Raw genomic sequence first — 23,582 nt, 5'->3', positions numbered from 1 at the left:
CATGAGCAAGAGAAAGCTGATTCCATTGCTGGTGTACATCCTGTTCCTGCTGGTGCCGATCTACTGGCTGCTGAACATGTCGTTCAAGAGCAACACCGAAATCCTTGGTGGCCTCACACTTTTCCCACAGGACTTCACGCTGGCGAACTACAAGGTGATCTTCACCGATCCGAGCTGGTACACCGGATATCTGAACTCGCTGTATTACGTCAGCCTGAACACGGTGATCTCGCTGAGCGTGGCGTTGCCGGCGGCGTATGCGTTTTCGCGCTACCGTTTTCTCGGCGACAAGCACCTGTTTTTCTGGCTGCTGACCAACCGCATGGCGCCGCCGGCGGTGTTTCTGCTGCCGTTTTTCCAGTTGTATTCGTCGATTGGGCTGTTCGATACGCACATCGCCGTGGCCTTGGCGCATTGCCTGTTTAACGTGCCATTGGCGGTGTGGATTCTCGAAGGGTTCATGTCTGGGGTTCCGAAGGAAATTGACGAAACCGCCTACATCGACGGCTACAGTTTCCCCAAGTTCTTCGTGAAGATTTTCATCCCGCTGATCGGCTCCGGCATCGGTGTGACGGCGTTTTTCTGCTTTATGTTTTCCTGGGTCGAACTGCTGCTCGCGCGCACGTTGACCTCGGTAAACGCCAAGCCGATTGCGGCGGTGATGACGCGCACGGTGTCGGCGTCGGGTATCGATTGGGGCGTGCTGGCAGCGGCGGGGGTGTTGACCATTCTGCCGGGCATGCTGGTGATCTGGTTTGTTCGCAACCACGTGGCCAAGGGCTTTGCCCTCGGTCGGGTCTGAGGAGCTGATGATGGAATGGATGAGCTGGACCACGCCTACCGCAGCATTCTTCATCGTCATCGGCCTGATTCTGGTCGGCATGACCACTTGGGAATTGCGTTCGCCGAGCATCCTGCGGCGAGGTTTTCTGCCGATTGCCACCACCCGTGGTGATCGTTTGTTTATCGGTCTTCTCGGCAGCGCCTACCTGCATTTGCTGGTGATCGGCGCCACCGACTGGAGCATCTGGGTGGCGTCCGCGTTGTCCCTGGTGTGGCTGTTGGCTGTGATGCGTTGGGGCTAGTCGAGTCGTTCGGCAACGCGGCTCCACAACTTAAACAGGAGGTCTCTATGTTCGACAAAAACAATAAGCTGCGACATAGCATTTCATTGGCAGCCATGCTGGCACTCAGCGGTTTGAGCGCATCCGCCTGGGCCGATGCCTACGAGGACGCGGCGAAAAAATGGATCGGCAGTGAATTCAAACCGTCGACCCTGACGGCCGAGCAGCAACTCGAAGAACTGAAGTGGTTCATCAAGGCCGCCGAGCCGTTTCGCGGCATGGACATCAAGGTCGTTTCCGAGACCCTGACCACCCATGAATACGAGTCGAAAGTGCTGGCCAAGGCGTTCAGCGAAATCACCGGGATCAAGCTCACCCACGACCTGCTGCAAGAAGGCGACGTGGTGGAAAAAATGCAGACGGTGATGCAGTCCGACAAGAATATCTATGACGGCTGGGTCAACGACTCGGACCTGATCGGTACGCACTTTCGCTACGGCAAGACCGAATCGATCACCGACCTGATGGCCAACGAAGGCAAGAACTTCACTTCGCCGACCCTCGACATCAAGGACTTCATCGGTATCTCGTTTACCACCGCGCCGGACGGCAAGATTTATCAACTGCCTGACCAGCAATTCGCCAACCTGTACTGGTTCCGCGCCGACTGGTTCGAGCGTGCCGATCTGAAAGCCAAGTTCAAGGAAAAATACGGCTACGAATTGGGCGTGCCGGTGAACTGGTCGGCCTATGAAGACATCGCCAAATTCTTCAGCGAAGACGTCAAGGAAATCGACGGCAAACGTGTGTACGGGCACATGGACTACGGCAAGAAAGACCCGTCGCTGGGCTGGCGTTTCACCGATGCCTGGTTCTCCATGGCCGGCGGCGGTGACAAAGGCCTGCCCAACGGTTTGCCGGTGGACGAATGGGGGATTCGTGTTGAGGATTGCCATCCGGTCGGCTCCAGTGTGACCCGTGGCGGCGATACCAACGGCCCGGCCGCGGTGTTCGCCACCACCAAGTATGTCGACTGGCTGAAGAAGTACGCGCCACCGGAAGCGGCGGGCATGACCTTCTCCGAATCCGGTCCGGTGCCGTCGCAGGGCAACATTGCTCAGCAGATCTTCTGGTACACCGCGTTCACTGCCGACATGACCAAACCGGGCCTGCCGGTGGTCAACGCCGACGGCACGCCGAAATGGCGGATGGCGCCATCGCCGCGTGGGCCGTATTGGGAAGAGGGCATGAAGCTCGGTTATCAGGATGTGGGTTCGTGGACGTTCATGAAATCCACGCCTGAGAAACAGAAGCTGGCAGCGTGGCTGTACGCGCAGTTCGTTACCTCGAAAACTGTCTCGCTGAAGAAAACCATCGTCGGTCTGACGCCGATTCGCGAGTCGGACATCAACTCGCAGGCGATGACCGATCTGGCGCCGAAACTCGGTGGTCTGGTCGAGTTCTACCGCAGCCCGGCCCGCGTGCAATGGACCCCGACCGGCACCAACGTGCCGGACTACCCGCGTTTGGCGCAACTGTGGTGGAGCCACATCGCCGAAGCGGCCAGCGGCGAGAAGACCCCGCAACAGGCGCTGGATGGCTTGGCCAAGGATCAGGACGCGATCATGACGCGTCTGGAACGCTCCAAAGCCCAGGCGGTTTGTGCACCGAAGATGAATCCGGAGCGCGATGCTCAGTACTGGTTTGATCAACCGGGCGCACCGAAACCGAAACTGGCCAACGAGAAGCCGAAAGGCGAGACCGTGAGCTACAACGAACTGCTGAAATCGTGGGCGGATGCGCGTAAGTGATAGTGGAACTGTGAAAGGCGAACGGCACCGGAAGGTGCCGTTTTTTTTGCTGCCTGATCTACCGCTTTCGCTTGCAGGCAAGCTCCCACAGGTTTCTGTGATGTTCACAAACTCCGGGCACGCCGCAGATCACTGTGGGAGCTGGCTTGCCAGCGATTCGATCTGACATTCAACATTGATATCGACTGACCCGTCGCCATCGCTGGCAATCCAGGCTCCCACAGTTTTCTCTGATGTTCACAAACTCCGGGTACGCCGCAGATCACTGTGGGAGCTGGCTTGCCAGCGATTCGATCTGACATTCAACATTGATATCGACCGACCCGTCGCCATCGCTGGCAAGCCAGGCTCCCACAGGTTTCTGTGATGTTCACGAACTCCGGGCACGCCGCAGATCACTGTGGGAGCTGGCTTGCCAGCGATTCGATCTGACATTCAACATTGATATCGACCGACCCGCCGCCATCGCTGGCAAGCCAGGCTCCCACAGGTTTCTGTGATGTTCACAAACTCCGGGCACGCCGCAGATCACTGTGGGAGCTGGCTTGCCAGCGATTCGATCTGACATTCAACATTGATATCGACCGACCCGTCGCCATCGCTGGCAAGCCAGGCTCCCACAGTTTTCTTTGATGTTCACAAACTCCGGGCACGCCGCAGATCACTGTGGGAGCTTGCCTGCAAGCGAAGGGGCCATTGGCGGCACCGCAGGAAACCCAAGCCTGAACACAGTCATCGCCCCCGGCAAGCTCTTAACCTCCGCGACCCCCTGATGCAGGCTCATGATCGAGCGCACGATCGCCAGGCCCAGCCCGGTGCTGCCCTGCGAGCGCGAGCGGCTGCTGTCGACACGGTAGAAGCGGTCGAACAGATGTGGCAGGTGTTGCGCCTCGATCCCGGCACCGGGGTTGCTGACCAACAGGGAGGTCTGGGTCGCACCTTGTTCGATCAGCAACGTCACGGTTTTCCCGCTCGGGCAGTGGCGCAGCGCATTCGACAGCAGATTGGAAATTGCCCGCTGAATCATCAGCCGATCACCCATTACCGTCGCACTGCCAACGACATTCAAGTGAATGTTCTTATCCTGCGCCGACAGCGAAAACATCTCAGCGACCTTCGCCGCCTCGTCCTCCAGCGCCACCGATTCAAACGGCGCCAGCGCCGACGGATGACTCACCTGCGCGAGAAACAACATGTCCGAGACAATCCGCGCCACGCGCTCCAGTTCCTCGGTGCACGACACCAGCACGTCCTTGTATTCCTCGGTCGTGCGTTCGCGGGACAAGGTCACCTGCGCTTTGCCCATCAGGTTGTTGATCGGCGTACGCAACTCATGCGCCAGGTCATCAGAGAACTGCGACAACTGCTGCACCCCGGCATCGAGCCGATGCAGCATGAAGTTGATGCCTTGCGCCAATTCGCTCAACTCCTGCGGCATGTTCACCACGGACAGCCGGTGTTCCAGGTCCTGGGTCGAGACCATCGCCGCGACTTTGCGAAACTCGCGCAGCGGCGCCAAACCACGCTGCACCGCGCCCCATGCGGTCAGGCCGATAAACACCAGCAACAACGGCAAGGCAATCAGCGTTGAGCGCAGATAGGCGCTGAGCAGCGCCTCATCGTGGGCGTTATCCACTGACAGCAGCACCGGCACGCTGCTGCTGTCCTTGAGGCGAATCAGTTTCGAGGCGGTGAGGAATTTCTTGCCTTCCGCGTCGGTGCTGTCGCTGTAAGTCAGTTGATCGGTGGTGGCGCGCACCGCTTTCAATTCGACGCGCGGATCGCTCAATCCCGAGCCGGATTTGAGCAGCGGCGAGCGCTGATTGAGGCGGTCATAAATGGTCAGCGTGAGGTTGTCATGCCCCATCACCTGATCGAGCAGAATATGCGGTTTGCCGGTGATTTCATTGGCATCGACGTACAACGACAGGCTGTGTTCGACCTGCGCCATCTTCTTTTCCAGACTGTCGCGCGACAGCGCGTTCAGTTCATGAGTCAACGCGAAATAGGCAAGGATCGCGAGGAACACCACCAATAGCGCGCCGAGAATACTCACCGTCAAACCGAGGCGCATCGACAGGCTGGAGGGCTTCATTCCCGTGCCTCCAGCACATAGCCGACACCGCGCAGGGTGTGAATCAGTTTGCTGTCGAACGGGTCATCGATCTTCGCCCGCAAACGGCGGATCGACACCTCGACCACATTGGTGTCGCAGTCGAAATTCATGTCCCACACCAGCGAGATGATCTGCGTGCGCGTCAGCACTTCGCCGGACTGACGCATCAGCAGATGCAGCAGGGCGAACTCCTTGGTGGTCAGGTCGATACGCTGTTGCCCGCGAAACGCGCGATGGCGGCCCGGATCAAGTTCCAGATCAGCGACTTTCAGCACCTGAGGCACCGGGATGTTTTCACTGCGACGCATCAAGGTGCGCACCCGCGCCAGCAGTTCGGGGAACTCGAACGGCTTGACCAGATAATCGTCAGCGCCCAGATCAAGACCACGAATCTTGTCCGCCAGGCGCCCGCGCGCGGTGAGCATCATCACCCGCGTCGAATGGGTGCGACGCAGTTGTTCCAGCACGCCCCAGCCGTCGAGTTCCGGCAGGTTCACATCGAGAATGATCAGGTCATAGGCTTGTTGTTGCGCCAGGTGCAGGCCATCGGCACCGGTGGCCGCGTGGTCAACGACATAACCACTTTCGGTCAAACCCTGATGCAAGTATTCGGCAGCTTTAAGCTCGTCCTCGACGACAAGGATTCGCATGATCTTTCACCACTTTTATTTAATGGGTATTTAATTAAAAAGGCCCCTCACCCTAGCCCTCTCCCGGGGGGAGAGGGGACTGAATGCGGGATATTTCAGAACTACACCGACGTGAAAAAACATTACTGAATCCATAATCGACTAGATGTAACAGGTCGATATATAACGCCAGACATCTCGGTCGGCTCCCTCTCCCTCTGGGAGAGGGCTGGGGTGAGGGGAAGTACGGACGATAAAGGTTGAAGTGGCTACAGGGTCAACCACCAAGCGCTTTAAAACGGTGCTCTGCGACAGCCGGTCGCAGCGAAAGCCACAAAATTCCCATGAGTTTGATTCCGGCAAGTGCGATTCAGCAGATAACTACCGTGTTTTTGTTTCGATGTATTTCGATAAAGCCATTTGCACTTCGCATCCTAGAACAAAACAACTTCCCCAAACCGTGGATAACGGATTTGTAATGTTCCAGTCACCTTGTCGATAAGTTCAAAACCCTACCGTGGCGGCATCCGAGATTCTTTAATAAAGGAAGTCTTCCATTGCCCGGTTTAATAGAACTGACGGCGCGATCACGCCTGAAAAAAACCGCCAGCGGCATCCTGTTGTTGGCCTGTACCAGCCTCGCGAACGCAGCGACCCTGACGCTGGAGCAAGCCCTGCAAAGTGCCTTCGCCGGCAACCCGGAACTGGCCGCAGCGCAATGGGAAATCGGCATCGCCGAAGGTGACCGCCAACAGGCCGGCCTGATCCCCAACCCCGAAGTGTCGTGGGAAGCCGAAGACACTCGCCGCGAGTCGCGCACAACCACGGTGATGCTCAGTCAGCCGATCGAACTGGGCGGCAAACGCGGCGCGCGCATCGACGTCGCCAGCCGCGCGCAGGACGCCGCCGGCATCGAACTGGAGCGCAAGCGCAATGCCTTGCGTGCAGATGTAATTCAGGCGTTCAACAGCGCGCAAACCGAGCAGCAACGTTTGCAGCTGTCCCGGCAATCCCTGCAATTGGCCGAGCACGGTGTGCGGGTGGCGCAAGGGCGGATCGAGGCGGGTAAATCGTCGCCGGTCGAGGGCACGCGGGCACAAGTGCAGCTCTCGGAAGTGCGCCTTGAACTGAGCCGCGCCGAACGTGATCAGGCCACCGCGTACCAACAACTGGCGCAGGTCATGGGCGCGCCGTTGCCGATGTCGACCAAGGTGCAGGCGCCCACGCAAAGCATGCCGGCCGTTCCACCACCGACAAGATTGCTCGAGCGTCTGAACGAAACCGCCGAACTGCGTCTGGCCAAGTTGCAGATCGATCAGCGCGAAGCATCGCTGGGCCTGGAAAAGTCCCAGCGCATCCCCGATCTCACCGTGAGCATCGGCAGCCAGTACAGCGAAACCGAGCGCGAGCGGGTCAACGTGGTCGGCCTGTCGATGCCGATTCCGCTGTTCAACCGCAATCAGGGCAACGTCCTCGCGGCCGCCCGCCGAACCGATCAGGCACGGGATCTGCGCAACGCCACCGAGCTGCGACTGCGCACGGAAATCCAGACCAGTCTCGAGCAATGGCAGACCGCCAACGGCGAAGTCACCGCGTTCAACCAAACCATCCTGCCCGCCGCGCAAAGTGCGGTCGACAGCGCCACACGCGGTTTCGAAATGGGCAAGTTCGGCTTCCTCGATGTACTCGATGCGCAACGCACATTGATCAGCGCTCGTAGCCAGTACATCCAGGCCGTCAGCGAAGCCACCGACGCCCGCGTACGCATAGAACGGATTTTTGGCGACCTCAGCGTCAGCCGTTGAATTTCACTTTTTACATCACTGCGCGCAGGTATGACGCAGAGGAGTTTCCATGGATAAAAAATTGATGATTGTCGCGGTGGCGACGTTGGCGCTGGGCATTGGTATCGGCTCGCAGTGGTCAGGTAACGCAAGCATCGATGCCCACGCCGATGAGGCTGCCGAACATGCCGATCACGCTGAAGAAGGCGCAGCCGCGGATGGCGAGCATGCCGAAGAAGGGCACATCGAATTGAGCGCCGAACAGATCACGGCTGCCGGTATTCAACTCGCCGAAGCGAAGGCGCATAGCATCAGCCGCGGCCTGCCATTCCCCGGCGAAGTGCGCTTCGACGAAGACCGCACCGCCCACGTCGTGCCGCGCGTTCCGGGTGTCGTCGAGTCGGTGGCGGTCAACCTCGGGCAAACCGTGAAGAAGGACCAGTTACTGGCGGTGATCGCCAGTCAGCAGATCTCCGATCAACGCAGCGAGCAGGCCGCCGCGCAGCGTCGCCTGGCCTTGGCGCGCACCACCTATGAGCGCGAGAAAAAGCTGTGGCAGGACAAGATCTCCGCCGAGCAGGACTTCCTGCAGGCGCGCCAGGCCTTGCAAGAAGCGGAAATTGCCGTGAGCAATGCACGGCAAAAGATCAGCGTGCTCAGCGGCAGCGTGGTCGCCACTGGCGGCAACCGCTACGAATTGCGCGCACCGTTCGACGGCGTGGTCGTGGAAAAACACCTGACGCCGGGGGAAGTCGTTGATGAAAGTACAGCGGCGTTCACGCTCTCGGATCTGTCGCGAGTGTGGGTCACGTTCGGTGTTTCACCGAAGGATCTGAACAAGGTTCAAGTAGGCAAAGCGGTCACCGTCAGCGCCCCGGAATTGAACGCGGAAGTGGTCGGTAGTGTGGCTTACGTCGGCAGTTTGCTCGGCGAGCAAACCCGCACCGCAACTGTTCGCGTCACCTTGGAAAACCCGCAAGGCTCTTGGCGCCCCGGGCTTTTCGTCACCGCGCTGGTGGCGACCGACAGCCGCGAAGCGAAAGTCGCGGTACCGGAAACCGCGATCCAGACCGTCGAGGACAAACCCACGGTGTTCGTGCGTACCGACGATGGTTTCGAAGCTCGAGCAGTAGAGCTGGGCAGCCGTGCCGCCGGCCATGTGGAAATTACTCAAGGGCTGGAACCGGGCGCGCAAGTCGCCAGCGCCGGCAGCTTCGTCCTCAAATCGGAGCTGGGCAAAGCCTCAGCCGAGCACAGTCATTAATTCTGGAAGGTCCTCATGTTCGAACGCCTGATCCAGTTTGCCATCGAGCAGCGCATCATCGTCCTGCTCGCCGTTTTGCTCATGGCCGGCCTCGGCATTGCCAGTTATCAAAAGCTGCCGATCGACGCCGTGCCCGACATCACCAACGTCCAGGTACAGATCAACACCGGCGCCGCCGGGTTCTCGCCGCTGGAAACCGAACAGCGCATCACCTTCCCGATTGAAACCGCGATGGCCGGTCTGCCGGCACTCGAACAGACCCGTTCACTGTCGCGCTCGGGCCTGTCGCAGGTCACGGTGATCTTCAAGGACGGCACTGACCTGTTCTTCGCCCGCCAATTGGTCAACGAGCGTCTGCAGATCGCCAAGGAGCAATTGCCCGAAGGCGCGGAAGCGGTGATGGGGCCGATTTCCACCGGCCTCGGCGAGATCTTTTTATGGACGGTCGAGGCGAAGGAGGGCGCACTGAAGGACGACGGCAGTGCGTACACGCCGACCGATCTGCGGGTGATTCAGGACTGGATCATCAAACCGCAATTGCGCAACGTCCCGGGCGTGGCCGAGATCAACACCATCGGTGGTTTCGCCAAGGAATACCAGATTGCGCCGGACCCGAAACGCCTGGCGGCGTACAAGCTGACCCTCACCGATCTGGTCACCGCGCTGGAGCGCAACAACGCCAACGTCGGCGCCGGTTACATCGAGCGCAGCGGCGAGCAATTGCTGATCCGCGCGCCGGGACAAGTGGCGAGCACCGAGGACATCGCCAACATCGTCATGGCCAATGTCGACGGTACACCGATCCGGGTGAAGAACGTCGCCACCGTGGAAATCGGCCGCGAATTGCGCAGCGGTGCGGCCACGGAAAACGGTCGTGAAGTGGTGCTCGGCACGGTGTTCATGTTGATCGGCGAGAACAGCCGCACGGTCTCGCAAGCGGTCGCCAGCAAGCTCGAACAGATCAACAAATCCCTGCCGCAAGGCGTGATCGCCGTGCCGGTGTACGACCGCACGCACCTGGTCGACAAAGCCATCGCCACGGTGAAAAAGAACCTCATCGAAGGCGCGATTCTGGTGATCGCGATTCTGTTCCTGTTCCTCGGCAACATCCGCGCGGCGCTGATTACCGCGATGGTGATTCCGCTGTCGATGCTGTTCACCTTCACCGGGATGTTCAGCAACAAGGTCAGCGCCAACCTGATGAGCCTCGGCGCGCTCGACTTCGGCATCATCGTCGACGGCGCGGTGGTGATTGTCGAAAACACCCTGCGTAGGTTGGCCCATGCGCAGCAGCATCACGGCCGTTTGCTGACCCGTGCCGAGCGGTTCAAGGAAGTGTTCGCGGCGGCGAAAGAGGCGCGGCGACCGCTTATTTTCGGCCAGTTGATCATCATGGTCGTGTACCTGCCGATCTTCGCGCTCAGCGGCGTCGAAGGGAAAATGTTCCACCCGATGGCGTTCACGGTGGTCATCGCTTTGCTTGGCGCGATGTTGCTTTCCGTGACCTTTGTGCCGGCGGCGATAGCGTTGTTCGTAACCGGCAAGGTCAAGGAAGAAGAGGGCGCGGTGATGCGCGGCGCACGTCGCGTTTATGCGCCGGCGCTGGCGTGGGTGATGAGTCATCGTGCTGTCGCGGTGGGCGCTGCTTTGGGCGTGATCGTGCTTAGCGGTGTGCTCACCAGTCGTATGGGCAGCGAGTTTGTGCCGAGCCTCAGCGAAGGGGATTTTGCTTTGCAAGCGTTGCGCGTGCCGGGCACCAGCCTGACGCAATCGGTGGACATGCAGCAGCGCTTGGAGACGTTGATACTGGCGAAGGTGCCGGAAGTCGAACGTGTTTTTGCCCGTACCGGCACCGCCGAAATCGCCTCCGATCCGATGCCGCCGAATATCTCCGACAGCTATGTGATGCTCAAACCGAAAGAGCAGTGGCCGGATCCGGGCAAGTCCCGCGAAACCCTGATGGCCGAACTGCAAGCTGCGGCCGCGATGTTGCCGGGCAGCAACTATGAGCTGTCGCAGCCGATTCAGTTGCGTTTCAACGAATTGATCTCCGGTGTGCGCAGTGACGTTGCAGTGAAGGTGTTCGGTGATGATATGGACGTGCTCAATGCCACGGCGGCGAAGATTGCTGCGGCGATGCAGAAGGTCAACGGTGCCTCTGAAGTGAAGGTCGAACAAACCACCGGGCTGCCGGTGCTGACCATCAACATTGATCGCGACAAGGCTGCGCGATATGGGCTGAATGTCGGTGATGTGCAGGACACCATTGCCGTTGCGGTCGGCGGGCGTCAGGCCGGGACGTTGTATGAGGGTGACCGGCGTTTCGATATGGTCGTGCGCTTGTCCGATGCCATGCGCAAGGATATCGACGGCTTGTCGGCGCTGCTGATTCCGGTGCCGGCCGTTAGTGGCTCGGCCAATCAGATCGGTTTCATCGCACTGCAAGATGTCGCCAGCCTCGACTTGGTGCTGGGGCCGAATCAGGTCAGCCGCGAAAACGGCAAGCGCCTGGTGATCGTCAGCGCCAACGTGCGCGGGCGGGATATCGGTTCATTCGTCGCAGAGGCGGGCGAGGTGATCGAGCGTGACGTGCAGGTGCCGGCCGGTTACTGGACCAGTTGGGGCGGGCAGTTCGAACAACTGCAATCAGCGGCCAAACGCTTGCAGATTGTCGTGCCGGTGGCGCTGCTGTTGGTGTTCGGGTTGTTGTTCATGATGTTCAACAACTTGAAGGACGGTTTGCTGGTGTTTACCGGGATTCCGTTTGCGCTGACCGGCGGGGTCATGGCGTTGTGGTTGCGCGATATTCCGCTGTCGATTTCGGCGGGTGTCGGGTTTATCGCGTTGTCCGGGGTGGCGGTGTTGAACGGGTTGGTGATGATTGCGTTTATTCGTAATTTGCGGGAAGAGGGGCGGTCGTTGTCCGATGCCATTAACGAAGGTGCGTTGACGCGTCTGCGGCCGGTGTTGATGACGGCGTTGGTGGCGTCGCTGGGGTTTATCCCGATGGCGCTTGCGACCGGTACCGGCGCGGAGGTGCAGCGACCACTGGCAACCGTTGTGATCGGCGGGATTCTGTCTTCCACGATCCTGACGCTGCTGATCTTGCCGGCGCTCTACCAACTCGCCCATCGCCGGGATGAGGACGCGGTTCCAGCTAAATAGGTAATCCCCTCTGTAGGAGTGAGCCTGCTCGCGATAGCGGTCTATCAGTCAGATCTACATTGACTGACCCACCGCTATCGCGAGCAGGCTCACTCCTACAGGTTTTGTGTTCGACTTCAGAAGTGTGTCCGGGAGATAACGGATATGTAATTTCCCCGCCACCGTGACGATAGGTTCGGATTGTTACCTTGATCCCGTCAGTTACTTAAACGAGGAATCAAAGATGAAAATCGTACAGATGGGTACTTTTGTTGTGGCGTTGGCGATCTCTTCCGTGGCCTTGGCCGAAGGCGGTGGCGACCGCACATTCGAGCGGATGATGACCAGCAACGACCGTTCCATGGAGCTCTTCGTCGCCAAGGAAAAAGCCGCCGGCAACCCGGTGGTCGTCAACGACAAGAAAGATGACAAGACCCGCGATCTGTAAGCCTGCTGCATCTGAACAAGCCCGTTATCGCGCATCGATGCCGGGCTTTTTTTTACGCCCGGACGGGAAGGAAATGGATATGAAAGTACTCAAGTTGATCGCATTCGCCGCTGTCATGGCGATGTCTGTGAATGTGCTGGCTGAAGGTGGCGGTGATCGCACTTTCGAACGCGCACTCAGCGCCAACGCCAAAGCCATGGAACAGTACGCCGCCAACCAGGGCAAAGCGCCGCCGGTGGTGAAGGATTACGCGTATGGCATGAAGCTGGACGTGGTCAAAGTGGTGAGCGTGGTGAAGCCACAGGCTGCGTGCAATGTCGTGCCCACCGCGATGACCTACGAGGACTCCAAAGGTCAGCTCAACACCATCAAGTACAACGTGATGGGCGTGTGTCGGAACGGCGGGAGCTGAATCTGTAACGTCTAATCGCGGTCCCCTGTAGGAGCTGCCGAAGGCTGCGATCTTTTGACTTTGATTTTAACGATCAAGATCAAGATCAAAAGATCGCAGCCTTCGGCAGCTCCTACAGGGTTGATGTTCAATATCACGATGCGTATTTCAATTCGTGATGTTTAAAGGTTGTGTGGGAATCGCGGAACCTTCCCACAATGTTTTCAGGTTGTCCGTCGGACGTCAGCTCTCTAGCCTGTGCGGGTCGCTGCCAATTCAGCGATCGGGATTGGAACCCCGGAGAACGTGTCAGCGCCAAAGCGTCTTTCATGACGTATGCTTGCTCATCTTCATGGTGTGCAGTCTGTTATGGCGGCTGTGCGCGGGAGACTTTCGAGTCTGCCGGGTTTCTCCGTTCCCCGGGTTCCAACCTGCGTACAGCTGCCACCCCTTCGCGTGGAACCGAATGGATCAGCTTCAACGTTATGAAGGAGAAATATCATGAAAAAGCCAACACCCAATCCCCCCGAAACAGACGCAATCCCGGACGCCAACTCAACATCCCCCTACGCCTCCGTCGACACCCGAAAACTCCACGAAGCCGCCGACCGCGCCCTCGATTTCTACCTCAAACCCTCAGCCGCCATCATGTCCGCGCCATACATCCCCAACCAGATGTTCCTGGTCAATCCCAAAGCCGATACCGAATCATTACTGGCCAACGCCAGCGAATCGCTGTCTTCTGCCACAGTGATGCTCGGTGACTTCGCGGCGATGCTGGAAGGCACCCATCGCAAGACCCTGCTGGGTATCGCGCAGGTCGTCATGCTCGGCGAACTGGCGGTTAACAAAGCACTGGATAACGTAGATCCAAACGCGTAGTTATCAATGGCCAGTTTTTAGCCGTTGTTTTTGCGTTGACCTCAAAATCCTGCCCCCTCACCCCAGCCCTCTCCCCCGAGGGGGGCGAGGGGGAAAGGGAGCAGATCTTCAAGCCCTTCAAAATCAGAGTACGCCTAGGTTTTTCGGGTCGATGTATCTTCGACAACCAACTCGGTCAGTCCCCTCTCTCCCAGGGGGGCGAGGGGGAAAGGGAGCAGATCTTAAAGCCATTCAAAACCACAGTACGCCTCGGTTTTTCAGGTCGATGTATCTTCGACAACCAACTCGGTCAGTCCCCTCTACCTCTGGGAGAGGGCTAGGGTGAGGGCCGGGCCTGAACCTGGAAAACATAACCACTGCACAACGCCGAGCAAAAAGGACGCCAATAGATTCATCTCTTACCAAAGGAGCAAGGCGCTTCTAAAGGTGAATTTGCATCAACCGCAACGGCCGGCACTGACGCGGACTCATGGTTCAGTTTGCGTCGGGCAATCTCTGCGCCGCGCAGACGCAGCGGCGTTTCGATAAAGCGGTAATTGAGTTCACTCAAGATCACCAGCACAACCACCGACGTGACGATCAGCTCAAGGGTAAAACGCCCATCCAGCGGCACGCCCTGACTCGCCGCCACACGCGTCCAGATTTCGGTGCTCAGGTGATTGGTAAACACGTGGATCACGTACAGGCCATACGACCGCGAGCCGAGCCACTGCATGAAACCGCGCATGAACAGCGGGCAATAGATGTAGCCTTTCTGGTAACTCGCCAGCCAGACAATCACGACCGCGATGATCGCGACCATGCCCACGGCAATCGGCAGAGCAATCAGTTGTATGGCCACGGCGCCGAGCATGTAGAGCAGAAACAGCGTGCACAGCAGAGGCTTGAATGGCCCCTGAGCCAATCCGAGCGGTTCTATCTGCTGATAGAGGCGGCTACGTGTGAACAGGCACAGGAGAATTCCCCAGAGCATGGCGTCGAGGCGGAAGTTGGTGAGCATGGTGCTGGCCGGGGTGCCGAACGGGTTGCGGTCCAGACCGAACTGCAAGGCAATCAGCGCGAACAGGGCAATGACCCGCCAGCGCGGCGCCGTGATAAACAACAGAAAAAACGGCAAGACGAAGTAGAACTGCTCCTCAAGCGCCAGACTCCAGTAGTGCGGGCTGGAAGCCAATAGTGAGCCGTAACCATGTGCCAGGTTTGCGCTGAAGGTCGCAACAGCGGTGAAGCTGCGCAGGTTGTCGAACCATGAACCGAAGGCGTTCGACTGGTTGAAAACGAGAGAGAAGCACAGCGGTATGAGCATCCACAGCCAGGCTGTGGGCAAGAGACGGTAGGCGCGCCGCAACCAGAAACACGCGGCGGCCAGACCAAACTGACCCTGCGCGCGGTGCTTGTCGAAGTAGTCCAGATAAGCCTTGCTCACCACGAAACCGGAAATGCAGAAGAACAGGTCCACCCCGGTCCACGGCATGAAAATCGAGAACATCCTCAGCAGCGTGTCGGTATGGAACGGCAGCATCATGGTGACATGGCTGAAAAAGGTCAGGCCGACGGCCGCGCCTCGCAGGTACTCGATTTCCAGGTTCTTGCGGCTACTCATCGGTCCCTCGTTATTCTTGTTGTTCAGCGCAGGTGAAGATGGCAGGTGGCCGGCGCTGCGGTCAAGCCAACGATGGCTTTGTGCAGAGCAAAAAAAAGCGCCCCGAAGGACGCCAAAAGATTCACCTCTTACCAAAGGAGCAAGGAGCTTCTAAAGGTGAATGTTCATCGACCATGCAGTCAGAGAATGGCCAGTGGGTACTCGACAATCACTCGCACTTCCTCCAGGTCCGACTCGAACGCGGTGGCGCGGGTGGTGGCCTGGCGCAGGCGCAGCGAGAGGTCTTTCAACGAACCGCTCTGCACCACGTATTTGACTTCCACATCGCGCTCCCAGCGCCTCTGATCGGTCAGCGGATTACCCTCGGCATCGCGGCGCATGTACACGGCGTTGGCGTTGGAATAATCGGCGTCGGTGCCGCGCGCGTAACGGGTCATGAACGACAAACCCGGCACGCCGTAAGTGCTCATGTCGAGGTCATAACGCACCATCCACGAACGTTCTTTCGGCGAGTTGAAGTCGCTGTACTGGATGGAGTTGTCGAGGAAGATCGAGTCGGACTGGCGCAGGTAATCGAAGTCGTCATTACCGTTGTTGCGCTGGTGGGAGAGGGCGACGGAGTGGGCACCAAGCTTGACGCCAACGCGGCCGCTCCAGATGTTGTTGTCGAACTCGCCGAGCAGTTGTTTGCCTTCATCGACGGCCTTGTAATAGTTCAGACCACCGAACAGCGACAGGTCATCGGACAGCGGATAGGTCCAAGCGGTGCCTGCGTAGTACTGATTCCACGCATCCTTCAGACGGCTGGAGTACAGGCTGAAACTGAGGTTTTTGTTCAGCACATAATCGCCGCCGCCATAAGCGATCCACGGCGAGTTGACCGGGCCGGCGTAGAACGTGGCGAAGTTCTCGCGCATGTCACTCGACACCGGTTGGCTCATCGCATGTAACCGTCCGCCCTGCACCGACAGGCCTTCGATACTGGTGTTGGTCGCCGTCACCCCGCGAAAGCTCTCCGGCAACAAGCGCGAGTCACCTGCCGCGACCACCGGGTTGGCCGGAAACACATCACCGACCTTGACCACCGTATCGAACGCCCGGATTTTCGCAGCGCCGCCGACCTTGGTGTATTCGTCCCGCGCCTCGCCGTCGCTGTTGACCGGCAACACATCAAACGAACTGCGCCCACCGTTGCGGCCGTCACCGGTGTCGAGTTTCAGCCCGATCATTGCAAACGCATCAACACCGACCCCGACGGTGCCTTGGGTGAAACCGGATTCGAACTTGCTGATCACGGCATGCGCCCAAGCCTCGGAGTAACCGTTGCCGGTTGGGCTGGACTGGCCGTTGCGATGATCACGATTGAAGTAGAAGTTGCGGTTGAGCACTGTCAGGCTGCTGCCTTCGACAAAGCCTTCAGGCTTGTCTTCAGCAAACACCGTGGACGGCCCGGCGCCGACCACCACCGCTAAAGCGGCCATCGATATTTTTGTAGGGTTAACCATCAAACACTCCTTGGGTTCGGCAGAGCGGGAACGTGCTTCGGCGTGGGTTTTATTGTTCGACGGGGCAGGGCCCGCCGGCATTGGTCGCCGGGTGACATCGTTGCAAGCTGCGGATAACGCCAAGGTGATGAGGGAATTACAATTTCGTCATGTGGTTATATGGATTGAGTGAGCGCCACGCTCCCACAGTTATCCGGGTGATTCTGATAGATCACATGTGAGCGGATGTGGCTCTTATCTTTCGAAGGTATCCAGCAAGCCGTGTGATTCGGTGGGAAGTATGAGTTTGCCCTTCATGGCGCCGATCCGTTCTACACGTCTTCTTCAGGGTGATTTTGCCTTGGCGTTCTTCGCTTAACGCATCAAGGCCATCCATCAATTGTGAATAAATATCCCGATTCATGGTTCGTGGATCTCCACTTGATAGGTGATCCTCAAATTTAACTACAAATGTCTTCTACGGAATGTCAGCCATTGCTCACCGCTTTGCAGGCAAATTCCTGAAAAGGGGAGAGTGTAGTAAGTCAAAAGATCGCAGCCTGCGGCAGCTCCTACAGACCGCATACCATCCCAATGTAGGAGCTGCCGCAGGCTGCGATCTTTTGACGTTAAATCCCGCAAAAACAAAAACGGCACCCGAAGGTGCCGTTTTCATTTCTAGCCAGCCAAGCAATCAGCCCGCCAGACCCGCCTGCTGAACCAGAGTCAGCAATGGCTGCGGGTACACACCCAGGAAGAACGCGACCAGGGCGATGGCCAGCAGCATCACGCCGCCTGCCTTCTGTTCCCAGTGCAGCTGGGCGTCGTGGCGACGCAGGTTTGGCTCGATCAGGTACAGGGTGACCATCACGCGCAGGTAGTAGAAGACGCCGATGGCGCTGCCCAGCACCAGCGAACCGACCAACCACCACTGATGCGATTCAACACCGGTAGCGATGATGTAGAACTTGCCGATGAAGCCAGCGGTCAGCGGGATACCCGCCAGCGACAGCATCATTACGGTCAGCACGGCGGTCAGGTACGGACGGCGCCAGAACAGGCCGCGGTATTCGTACAGCGCATCCGCGTCACGGCCGTTGTACGGCGAGGACATCAGGGTGATCACGCCGAAGGCGCCGAGGCTGGTGATCACGTAGGTGACCAGGTACACGCCGATGGCTTCCACCGCCAGACCCTTGCTCGCCACCAGCGCGATCAGCAGGTAGCCGAAGTGCGCGATGGACGAGTAACCGAGCAGACGCTTGAGGTTGCTCTGGGTCAGGGCCAGCAGGTTACCGAACAGGATCGAGGCGATCGCGATGACGGTCAGCACGTCGCTCAGCACGCCACTGCTGGCGGCAGGGGAGATCTGGAACAGACGCACCATCACCGCAAACACCGCAACCTTCGAAGCGGTCGCAAGGAACGCAGCCACTGGAGCCGGTGCACCTTCGTAAACGTCCGGCGTCCACAGGTGGAACGGTACCAGCGATAGCTTGAACGCCAGACCGATCAGCATCATGCCCAGGCCCAGTTGTGCCAGCGAGCTAGGCAGGCCAGTCGCAGCCAATGCCTGACCGATGCCAACGAAGCTCAGCGAACCCGAGTCTGCGTACAGCAGCGCCATACCGAACAACAGGAATGCGGAACCGGCGGCCGACAGCACCATGTATTTGATGCCGGCTTCCAGCGAACGCTTGTTGAAGAAGGCGTAAGCCACCAGACCGTAAACCGGTACCGAGAGCAGTTCCAGACCGATGAACAAACCGGCCAGGTGCTGCGCGCTGACCAGAACCAGACCGCCGGCGGCTGCCATCAGGATCAGCAGGTAGAGTTCTTCACGGTTGCCCGGGTAACCCGAACCGCCATCACCCAAGTAGGCGTGGGCGAGGGTGACGCAGGCGAGGGTGGCGACCAGGATCAGCGCCATGTACAGGCAAGCGAAGGTGTCGATTTGCAGCAGTGGAGTCACGGCCAGAGGCGCGACTTTCAGGGCTGGCAGGATCGACAGCAAGGCTAGGTTCAGACCGGCGACCGAGATCAGGAAGGTCTGCGAGTGGTTGCGGCGCCAGGCGATTGCCAGCATCACCACGATAATGGTGAGGCTGGTGATCAACAGTGGCGCAAGCGCAATAAAGTGTTGAATCGTGAATTCCATAGCGCTCTTACCGGGCCGAAGCGAGTTGAGTGAAGGCGGTGCCGAGCCACTGCTGCACGCCATGCATCGTGGCGGCAGACGTGTCGAGGAACGGTTGCGGGTAGACGCCGATGTAGATCAGCAATACCGCAAGGCCTAGCACCATGATCAGTTCGCGAGCGTCCATACCGTGCAGGATCGAATCCGATTTCGCCGGACCGAAGTAGGCACGGTGGATCATGATCAGCGAGTAGACCGAACCGAACACCAGACCGGAGGTGGCAATCGCGGTGATCCACGGCCAGCTTGCGAAGGAGCCGATCAGGATCAGGAACTCACCGACAAAGTTACCGGTACCCGGCAGACCCAAAGAAGCGGCTGCAAAGAACAGGCTGATTGCCGGCAGGTAAGCGATACGCGACCACACACCGCCCATCTCACGCATGTCACGAGTGTGCAGACGCTCGTACAACTGACCGCTGAGGATAAACAGTGCCGCCGCCGACACACCGTGCGCCAACATCTGGATCACTGCACCTTGCAGAGCCAGTTGGCTGCCGGAGTAGATGCCGATCAACACGAAGCCCATGTGGGAAACGGACGAGAAGGCAATCAGACGCTTGATGTCGGTTTGTGCGAAAGCGAGGAACGCACCGTAGAAGATCCCGATCAGACCGAGGGTCATGGCGATCGGCGCAAACTCGGCCGAAGCATTCGGGAACAGCGGCAGGGCGAAACGCAGCAGACCGTAGGCTGCGGTTTTCAGCAAGATACCGGCGAGGTCGACGGAACCGGCAGTCGGCGCCTGGGCGTGGGCATCAGGCAACCACGAGTGGAACGGAACCACCGGCAGCTTGACCGCGAAGGCGATGAAGAAGCCGAGCATCAGAATGTACTCGGTGGTCATCGACATCTTGGTTTTCAACAGGTCGGCGTAGTTGAAGGTGATCACGCCAGTGTTGTTGAAGTTGACCAGCACCAGACCGAGGATCGCCACCAGCATGATCAGGCCGGAAGCCTGAGTGAAGATGAAGAACTTGGTCGCTGCGTAGATCCGGGTTTTCTTGCCGTCCGAAGAACTGTGACCCCAGAGCGCGATGAGGAAGTACATCGGCACCAGCATCATTTCCCAGAAGAAGAAGAACATGAACAGGTCGAGGGCGAGGAACACGCCGACAACGCCGCCCAGGATCCACATCAGGTTCAGGTGGAAGAAGCCAACGTGACGTTGAATCTCTTTCCACGAGCAGAGTACCGAGAGGATACCCAGCAGACCGGTCAGCAGGATCATCAACAGCGACAGGCCGTCGAGGGCCAGGTGCACGTTGATGCCGAAGCGCTGGATCCAGACATGCTTGAACTCAAGCGCCCAGGTCGGATCGGCGCCAGGCGCCGGCGCAAATGAATAGTCACCGTGGGCCCACAGCCAGAGGCCGAGGGCGAGTTCCAGGGTCATGGTCAACAGCGCAATCCAGCGCGGGAGGGTAGCGCCGAAGCGCTCACCCATCCAGCACAGCAGGCCGCCGATGAAGGGGATCAGGATTAGCCAAGGCAGAATCATGACGGGCTCGTTTCCTTTCGCAAATTCGCAAGGTTCATATCAGACCGCTACCAGCACGATGGCGCCGATAACCAGCACGGCACCAGCAGCCATCGAAGCAGCGTACCAACGCAGTTGACCGGTCTCGGTGCGGCTCAGGGCGGTGTGACCACCCTTGGCCATACGCGGGATCAGACCGATGGTCTGGTCGAGCGGGTCTTTGCGCAGTACGTGGCTGATCGCCAGGTAAGGTTTGACGAACAGTTTGTCGTAGATCCAGTCGAAGCCCCAGGCAGCGAACCACCAGGCCGAAAGGAAACGGCCGATGCCGCTGTTGGCGATGGCCGTGACGAAGCGACGCTTGCCGAGGAACAGCAGCGCTGCCAGCAGGATACCGGCCAGGGCGATGGCGCCCGAAGCGATTTCCAGACTGTGCTTGGCTTCGCCACCGGCATGGCCAACGCTTTCTGGCAGAACGCCGTGCAGCGGTGGCACGATCATCGCGCCGACGAACGTCGACAGTACGATCAGCACCGACAGTGGCAGCCAGTGCGAGATGCCGTGACCGGCGTGGGCTTCAGTCTTGGCTTCACCGTGGAACGTGATGAAGATCAGGCGGAAGGTGTACAGCGAAGTCATGAACGCGCCGACCAGACCTGCGTAGAGCAGACCGTGGTTGCCGCTGGCGAACGCTTCCCAAAGGATTTCGTCCTTGGAGTAGAAGCCGGCGGTGACCAGTGGCAGAGCGGCCAGCGCAGCACCACCAACGATGAAGCTGGCGTAGGCCAGTGGCAGTTTTTTCCACAGACCGCCCATCTTGAAGATGTTCTGCTCGTGGTGGCAGGCAACGATCACCGCACCGGAAGCAAGGAACAGCAGGGCCTTGAAGAAGGCGTGGGTCATCAGGTGGAAAATCGCGCCATCCCAGGCGCCAACGCCCAGCGCCAGGAACATGTAGCCGATCTGGCTCATGGTCGAGTAGGCGAGGATACGTTTGATGTCGGTTTGTACCAGTGCGGCGAAACCTGCCAGAACCAGCGTCACACCACCGACGATGCCCACCAGATGGAGGATTTCCGGCGCCAGGGTGAACAGACCGTGGGTACGGGCGATCAGGTAAACACCAGCGGTAACCATGGTTGCGGCGTGGATCAGTGCCGAAACCGGGGTCGGGCCAGCCATCGCGTCCGCGAGCCAGGTTTGCAGCGGCAGTTGTGCCGATTTACCGACCGCACCACCCAGCAGCATCAGCGTTGCCAGAGTGATCCAGAAGTCGCCGACCTGGAATTTCTGCGGTGCCAGCACCAGCAGTTCCTGGATGTTCAACGTGCCCACTTGCTGGAACAGGATGAACAGGCCGATGGCCATGAACACGTCGCCGATCCGGGTCACGATGAAGGCCTTGAGTGCGGCGTTACCGTTGTTGCGGTTGCTGTAGTAGAAACCGATCAACAGGTACGAGCACAGGCCCACGCCTTCCCAGCCGAAGTACAGGAACAACAGGTTATCGCCGAGCACCAGGAACAGCATGCTGGCGATAAACAGGTTGGTGTACGAGAAGAAGCGCGAGTAACCCGCTTCGCCACGCATGTACCAGGACGCGAACAGGTGGATCAGGAAACCCACGCCAACGACCACGCCGAGCATGGTGATCGACAGGCCGTCGATGTAGAGGGCGAAGTCAGGCTTGAAGCCTTCGACCGCCATCCACTTCCACAGCACCAGGGTGTAGTGACCGCCTTCCGGTGGCGCGACGTTGAATTGCCAGATGACGTAGGCGGCGACAATCGCCGACAAGCCAATGGAACCCACGCCGATCAGCGCCGAGAGGTTTTCCGACCAGCGTCCACGGGAGAACGACAGCAGCAGGAAACCGATCAGAGGGAATACGAAAGTCAGAAAGATAAGATTCATCCGCGCATCTCACTGGCAGCGTCGATATCGAGCGTGTGGAAGCGGCGATACAGTTGCAGCAGGATCGCCAGACCAATACTGGCCTCGGCGGCTGCAAGGCTGATCACCAGGATGAACATGATCTGTCCATCCGGCTGGCCCCAACGGGCGCCTGCAACAATGAACGCCAGTGCAGAGGCGTTCATCATTACTTCCAGACTCATCAACACGAACAAAATGTTGCGGCGGACCATCAGGCCGACCAGACCAAGGCAGAACAGGATGCCGGCAACGGCCAATCCATGTTCGAGAGGGATAGCAGGCATGACTTACTCCTTCGCCTCGTTACGGCCCAAATGGAACGCCGTGACGGCTGCGGCGAGCAGCAGCATCGAGGCGAGTTCGACCACCAGCAGGTACGGGCCGAACAGGCTGATGCCCACGGCTTTCGCGTCTACGGTGGTGTGGCCGATGGCCTGACCGCTCTGGTGAGCGAACAGCACATACAGCAGTTCGGCCAGCAGCAGCGCGGCGAGAATCACCGGACCGGCCCAGATGCCGGGCTTGAGCCAGACGCGTTCTTGCTGAACCGAGGCGGGACCCAGGTTCAGCATCATCACCACGAACACGAACAGCACCATGATGGCGCCGGCGTAAGCGATCACTTCCAGCACGCCGGCGAACGGTGCGCCGAGTGCGAAGAAGGTCATGGCCACGGCGATCAACGAGATGATCAGGTAGAGCAGGGCGTGCACAGGGTTGGTGTTGGTGACTACGCGAAGCGTGGACACAACAGCGATACCCGATGCGAAATAGAAAGCGAATTCCATCGTTCTTCCTTAAGGCAGCAAGCTCTTCACGTTGATCGGTTCGGCTTCGTTCTGCGCGGAGCCTTTCGGCTTGCCAGCGATTGCCATACCTGCAACACGATAGAAGTTGTAATCAGGGTTTTTGCCGGGGCCGGAGATCAACAGATCTTCTTTCTCGTACACCAGGTCCTGACGTTTGAACTCGGCCATCTCGAAATCCGGAGTCAACTGGATTGCGGTGGTCGGACAGGCTTCCTCGCAGAGACCGCAGAAAATGCAGCGCGAGAAGTTGATACGGAAGAAGTCCGGGTACCAGCGACCGTCTTCGGTTTCAGCTTTCTGCAGCGAGATGCAACCCACCGGGCAAGCCACGGCGCACAGGTTGCAGGCAACGCAACGCTCTTCGCCATCGGGGTCGCGGGTCAGGACGATGCGACCACGGTAGCGTGGTGGCAGGTAGACCGCCTCTTCCGGGTATTGCAGGGTGTCGCGCTTGCGAAAGCCATGGCCGAAGACCATGACCAGGCTGCGCAACTGGGTACCAGTACCCTTAACGATGTCGCCAATATATTTGAACATGGGT

At 58.9% G+C, this 23,582-nt stretch carries 19 protein-coding genes; 9 read left to right on the top strand and 10 right to left on the bottom strand.

Translation table 11 applies throughout. The annotated features are described in order from the left end of the window. Window position 1: 1 nt before the first annotated feature. The 3 genes from AC3IUF_RS19080 to AC3IUF_RS19070 are packed head-to-tail and all read left to right on the top strand — an operon-like array spanning window position 2 to window position 2,875. A complete protein-coding gene (locus tag AC3IUF_RS19080; RefSeq protein ID WP_003192012.1) occupies window positions 2-802 on the top strand; it encodes a carbohydrate ABC transporter permease in 801 nt (266 codons plus the stop codon). Between the two features lie 10 nt (window positions 803-812). Beyond that, the gene (locus AC3IUF_RS19075) at window positions 813-1,085 is read left to right on the top strand and encodes a DUF2160 domain-containing protein (RefSeq protein ID WP_007912485.1); all 273 of its coding nucleotides are present in this window, start codon (window positions 813-815) and stop codon (window positions 1,083-1,085) included. Between the two features lie 47 nt (window positions 1,086-1,132). Continuing rightward, window positions 1,133-2,875 carry an ABC transporter substrate-binding protein gene (locus AC3IUF_RS19070; RefSeq protein ID WP_007912488.1) on the top strand — a complete coding sequence of 581 codons (1,743 nt, stop codon included), beginning with the start codon at window positions 1,133-1,135 and terminating at the stop codon, window positions 2,873-2,875. 661 nt (window positions 2,876-3,536) lie between these two features. Here AC3IUF_RS19070 and AC3IUF_RS19065 read toward each other — a convergent pair. Both AC3IUF_RS19065 and AC3IUF_RS19060 read right to left on the bottom strand, forming a co-directional pair. Then, a complete protein-coding gene (locus AC3IUF_RS19065) occupies window positions 3,537-4,970 on the bottom strand; it encodes a heavy metal sensor histidine kinase (RefSeq protein WP_489278985.1) in 1,434 nt (477 codons plus the stop codon). After that, window positions 4,967-5,641 carry a heavy metal response regulator transcription factor gene (locus AC3IUF_RS19060; RefSeq protein ID WP_095048087.1) on the bottom strand — a complete coding sequence of 225 codons (675 nt, stop codon included), beginning with the start codon at window positions 5,639-5,641 and terminating at the stop codon, window positions 4,967-4,969. The genes AC3IUF_RS19065 and AC3IUF_RS19060 overlap by 4 nt, the downstream gene beginning before the upstream one ends. 536 nt (window positions 5,642-6,177) lie before the next feature. On the opposite strand from AC3IUF_RS19060, the gene AC3IUF_RS19055 reads away from it, so the two are divergent. From AC3IUF_RS19055 to AC3IUF_RS19030, 6 genes are all read left to right on the top strand, one after another. Beyond that, complete coding sequence (locus AC3IUF_RS19055; RefSeq protein WP_489278983.1) at window positions 6,178-7,425, top strand: TolC family protein; 1,248 nt, start codon at window positions 6,178-6,180, stop codon at window positions 7,423-7,425. A gap of 49 nt (window positions 7,426-7,474) precedes the next feature. Then, complete coding sequence (locus AC3IUF_RS19050) at window positions 7,475-8,668, top strand: efflux RND transporter periplasmic adaptor subunit (RefSeq protein ID WP_489278981.1); 1,194 nt, start codon at window positions 7,475-7,477, stop codon at window positions 8,666-8,668. 15 nt (window positions 8,669-8,683) lie between these two features. Then, window positions 8,684-11,833, top strand: coding sequence for a CusA/CzcA family heavy metal efflux RND transporter (locus AC3IUF_RS19045; RefSeq protein ID WP_489278980.1), 3,150 nt, complete (start codon window positions 8,684-8,686; stop codon window positions 11,831-11,833). A 223-nt stretch (window positions 11,834-12,056) separates the two neighbouring features. Next, entirely contained in the window at window positions 12,057-12,260 is a 204-nt protein-coding gene (locus tag AC3IUF_RS19040) for a co-regulatory protein PtrA N-terminal domain-containing protein (RefSeq protein ID WP_160058632.1), read from the top strand. A 79-nt stretch (window positions 12,261-12,339) separates the two neighbouring features. After that, the gene (locus tag AC3IUF_RS19035; RefSeq protein WP_489278978.1) at window positions 12,340-12,672 is read left to right on the top strand and encodes a DUF2790 domain-containing protein; all 333 of its coding nucleotides are present in this window, start codon (window positions 12,340-12,342) and stop codon (window positions 12,670-12,672) included. A 480-nt stretch (window positions 12,673-13,152) separates the two neighbouring features. Beyond that, window positions 13,153-13,533 carry a DUF6124 family protein gene (locus tag AC3IUF_RS19030; RefSeq protein ID WP_160040970.1) on the top strand — a complete coding sequence of 127 codons (381 nt, stop codon included), beginning with the start codon at window positions 13,153-13,155 and terminating at the stop codon, window positions 13,531-13,533. 391 nt (window positions 13,534-13,924) lie between these two features. Here the strand turns inward: AC3IUF_RS19030 and AC3IUF_RS19025 are convergent, their stop codons facing one another. From AC3IUF_RS19025 to nuoI, 8 genes are all read right to left on the bottom strand, one after another. Beyond that, window positions 13,925-15,136 carry an acyltransferase family protein gene (locus AC3IUF_RS19025; protein ID WP_489278976.1) on the bottom strand — a complete coding sequence of 404 codons (1,212 nt, stop codon included), beginning with the start codon at window positions 15,134-15,136 and terminating at the stop codon, window positions 13,925-13,927. A gap of 179 nt (window positions 15,137-15,315) precedes the next feature. After that, a complete protein-coding gene (locus tag AC3IUF_RS19020; protein ID WP_489278975.1) occupies window positions 15,316-16,641 on the bottom strand; it encodes an OprD family porin in 1,326 nt (441 codons plus the stop codon). Window positions 16,642-17,314: 673 nt separating this feature from the next. After that, window positions 17,315-18,778 (bottom strand): NADH-quinone oxidoreductase subunit NuoN, encoded by a 1,464-nt coding sequence (gene nuoN, locus AC3IUF_RS19015; protein WP_007920173.1) that lies wholly within the window; start codon window positions 18,776-18,778, stop codon window positions 17,315-17,317. Window positions 18,779-18,785: 7 nt separating this feature from the next. Then, entirely contained in the window at window positions 18,786-20,318 is a 1,533-nt protein-coding gene (gene nuoM, locus AC3IUF_RS19010) for an NADH-quinone oxidoreductase subunit M (RefSeq protein ID WP_007920174.1), read from the bottom strand. 39 nt (window positions 20,319-20,357) lie between these two features. After that, window positions 20,358-22,211: an NADH-quinone oxidoreductase subunit L gene (gene nuoL, locus AC3IUF_RS19005; protein WP_123376613.1), complete on the bottom strand. Its 1,854-nt coding sequence runs from the start codon at window positions 22,209-22,211 to the stop codon at window positions 20,358-20,360. Further along, complete coding sequence (gene nuoK / locus AC3IUF_RS19000) at window positions 22,208-22,516, bottom strand: NADH-quinone oxidoreductase subunit NuoK (RefSeq protein ID WP_003223790.1); 309 nt, start codon at window positions 22,514-22,516, stop codon at window positions 22,208-22,210. The genes nuoL and nuoK overlap by 4 nt, the downstream gene beginning before the upstream one ends. Before the next feature lie 3 nt (window positions 22,517-22,519). Beyond that, entirely contained in the window at window positions 22,520-23,020 is a 501-nt protein-coding gene (gene nuoJ, locus AC3IUF_RS18995; protein ID WP_007920176.1) for an NADH-quinone oxidoreductase subunit J, read from the bottom strand. 9 nt (window positions 23,021-23,029) lie between these two features. Continuing rightward, on the bottom strand, window positions 23,030-23,578 hold the full coding sequence (gene nuoI, locus AC3IUF_RS18990) for an NADH-quinone oxidoreductase subunit NuoI (RefSeq protein ID WP_007920177.1): 549 nt from the start codon (window positions 23,576-23,578) through the stop codon (window positions 23,030-23,032). Between the last annotated feature and the right edge of the window lie 4 nt (window positions 23,579-23,582).

The organism is Pseudomonas sp. KH_040, assembly GCF_057839305.1.
The sequence above is the reverse complement of the archived record's forward strand: the minus strand, read 5'-3'. Positions and strand labels throughout refer to the sequence as shown.

Coding starts and splice junctions, on each gene's coding strand:
- AC3IUF_RS19065 (WP_489278985.1), bottom strand. CDS start 4,970: ATGAAGCCCTCCAGCCTGTCGATGCGCCTCGGTTTGACGGTGAGTATT.
- nuoJ (WP_007920176.1), bottom strand. CDS start 23,020: ATGGAATTCGCTTTCTATTTCGCATCGGGTATCGCTGTTGTGTCCACG.
- nuoK (WP_003223790.1), bottom strand. CDS start 22,516: ATGCCTGCTATCCCTCTCGAACATGGATTGGCCGTTGCCGGCATCCTG.
- nuoL (WP_123376613.1), bottom strand. CDS start 22,211: ATGAATCTTATCTTTCTGACTTTCGTATTCCCTCTGATCGGTTTCCTG.
- nuoN (WP_007920173.1), bottom strand. CDS start 18,778: ATGGAATTCACGATTCAACACTTTATTGCGCTTGCGCCACTGTTGATC.
- AC3IUF_RS19060 (WP_095048087.1), bottom strand. CDS start 5,641: ATGCGAATCCTTGTCGTCGAGGACGAGCTTAAAGCTGCCGAATACTTG.
- AC3IUF_RS19030 (WP_160040970.1), top strand. CDS start 13,153: ATGAAAAAGCCAACACCCAATCCCCCCGAAACAGACGCAATCCCGGAC.
- AC3IUF_RS19075 (WP_007912485.1), top strand. CDS start 813: ATGGAATGGATGAGCTGGACCACGCCTACCGCAGCATTCTTCATCGTC.
- AC3IUF_RS19025 (WP_489278976.1), bottom strand. CDS start 15,136: ATGAGTAGCCGCAAGAACCTGGAAATCGAGTACCTGCGAGGCGCGGCC.
- nuoI (WP_007920177.1), bottom strand. CDS start 23,578: ATGTTCAAATATATTGGCGACATCGTTAAGGGTACTGGTACCCAGTTG.
- AC3IUF_RS19050 (WP_489278981.1), top strand. CDS start 7,475: ATGGATAAAAAATTGATGATTGTCGCGGTGGCGACGTTGGCGCTGGGC.
- AC3IUF_RS19040 (WP_160058632.1), top strand. CDS start 12,057: ATGAAAATCGTACAGATGGGTACTTTTGTTGTGGCGTTGGCGATCTCT.
- AC3IUF_RS19045 (WP_489278980.1), top strand. CDS start 8,684: ATGTTCGAACGCCTGATCCAGTTTGCCATCGAGCAGCGCATCATCGTC.
- AC3IUF_RS19070 (WP_007912488.1), top strand. CDS start 1,133: ATGTTCGACAAAAACAATAAGCTGCGACATAGCATTTCATTGGCAGCC.
- AC3IUF_RS19035 (WP_489278978.1), top strand. CDS start 12,340: ATGAAAGTACTCAAGTTGATCGCATTCGCCGCTGTCATGGCGATGTCT.
- AC3IUF_RS19020 (WP_489278975.1), bottom strand. CDS start 16,641: ATGGTTAACCCTACAAAAATATCGATGGCCGCTTTAGCGGTGGTGGTC.
- AC3IUF_RS19080 (WP_003192012.1), top strand. CDS start 2: ATGAGCAAGAGAAAGCTGATTCCATTGCTGGTGTACATCCTGTTCCTG.
- nuoM (WP_007920174.1), bottom strand. CDS start 20,318: ATGATTCTGCCTTGGCTAATCCTGATCCCCTTCATCGGCGGCCTGCTG.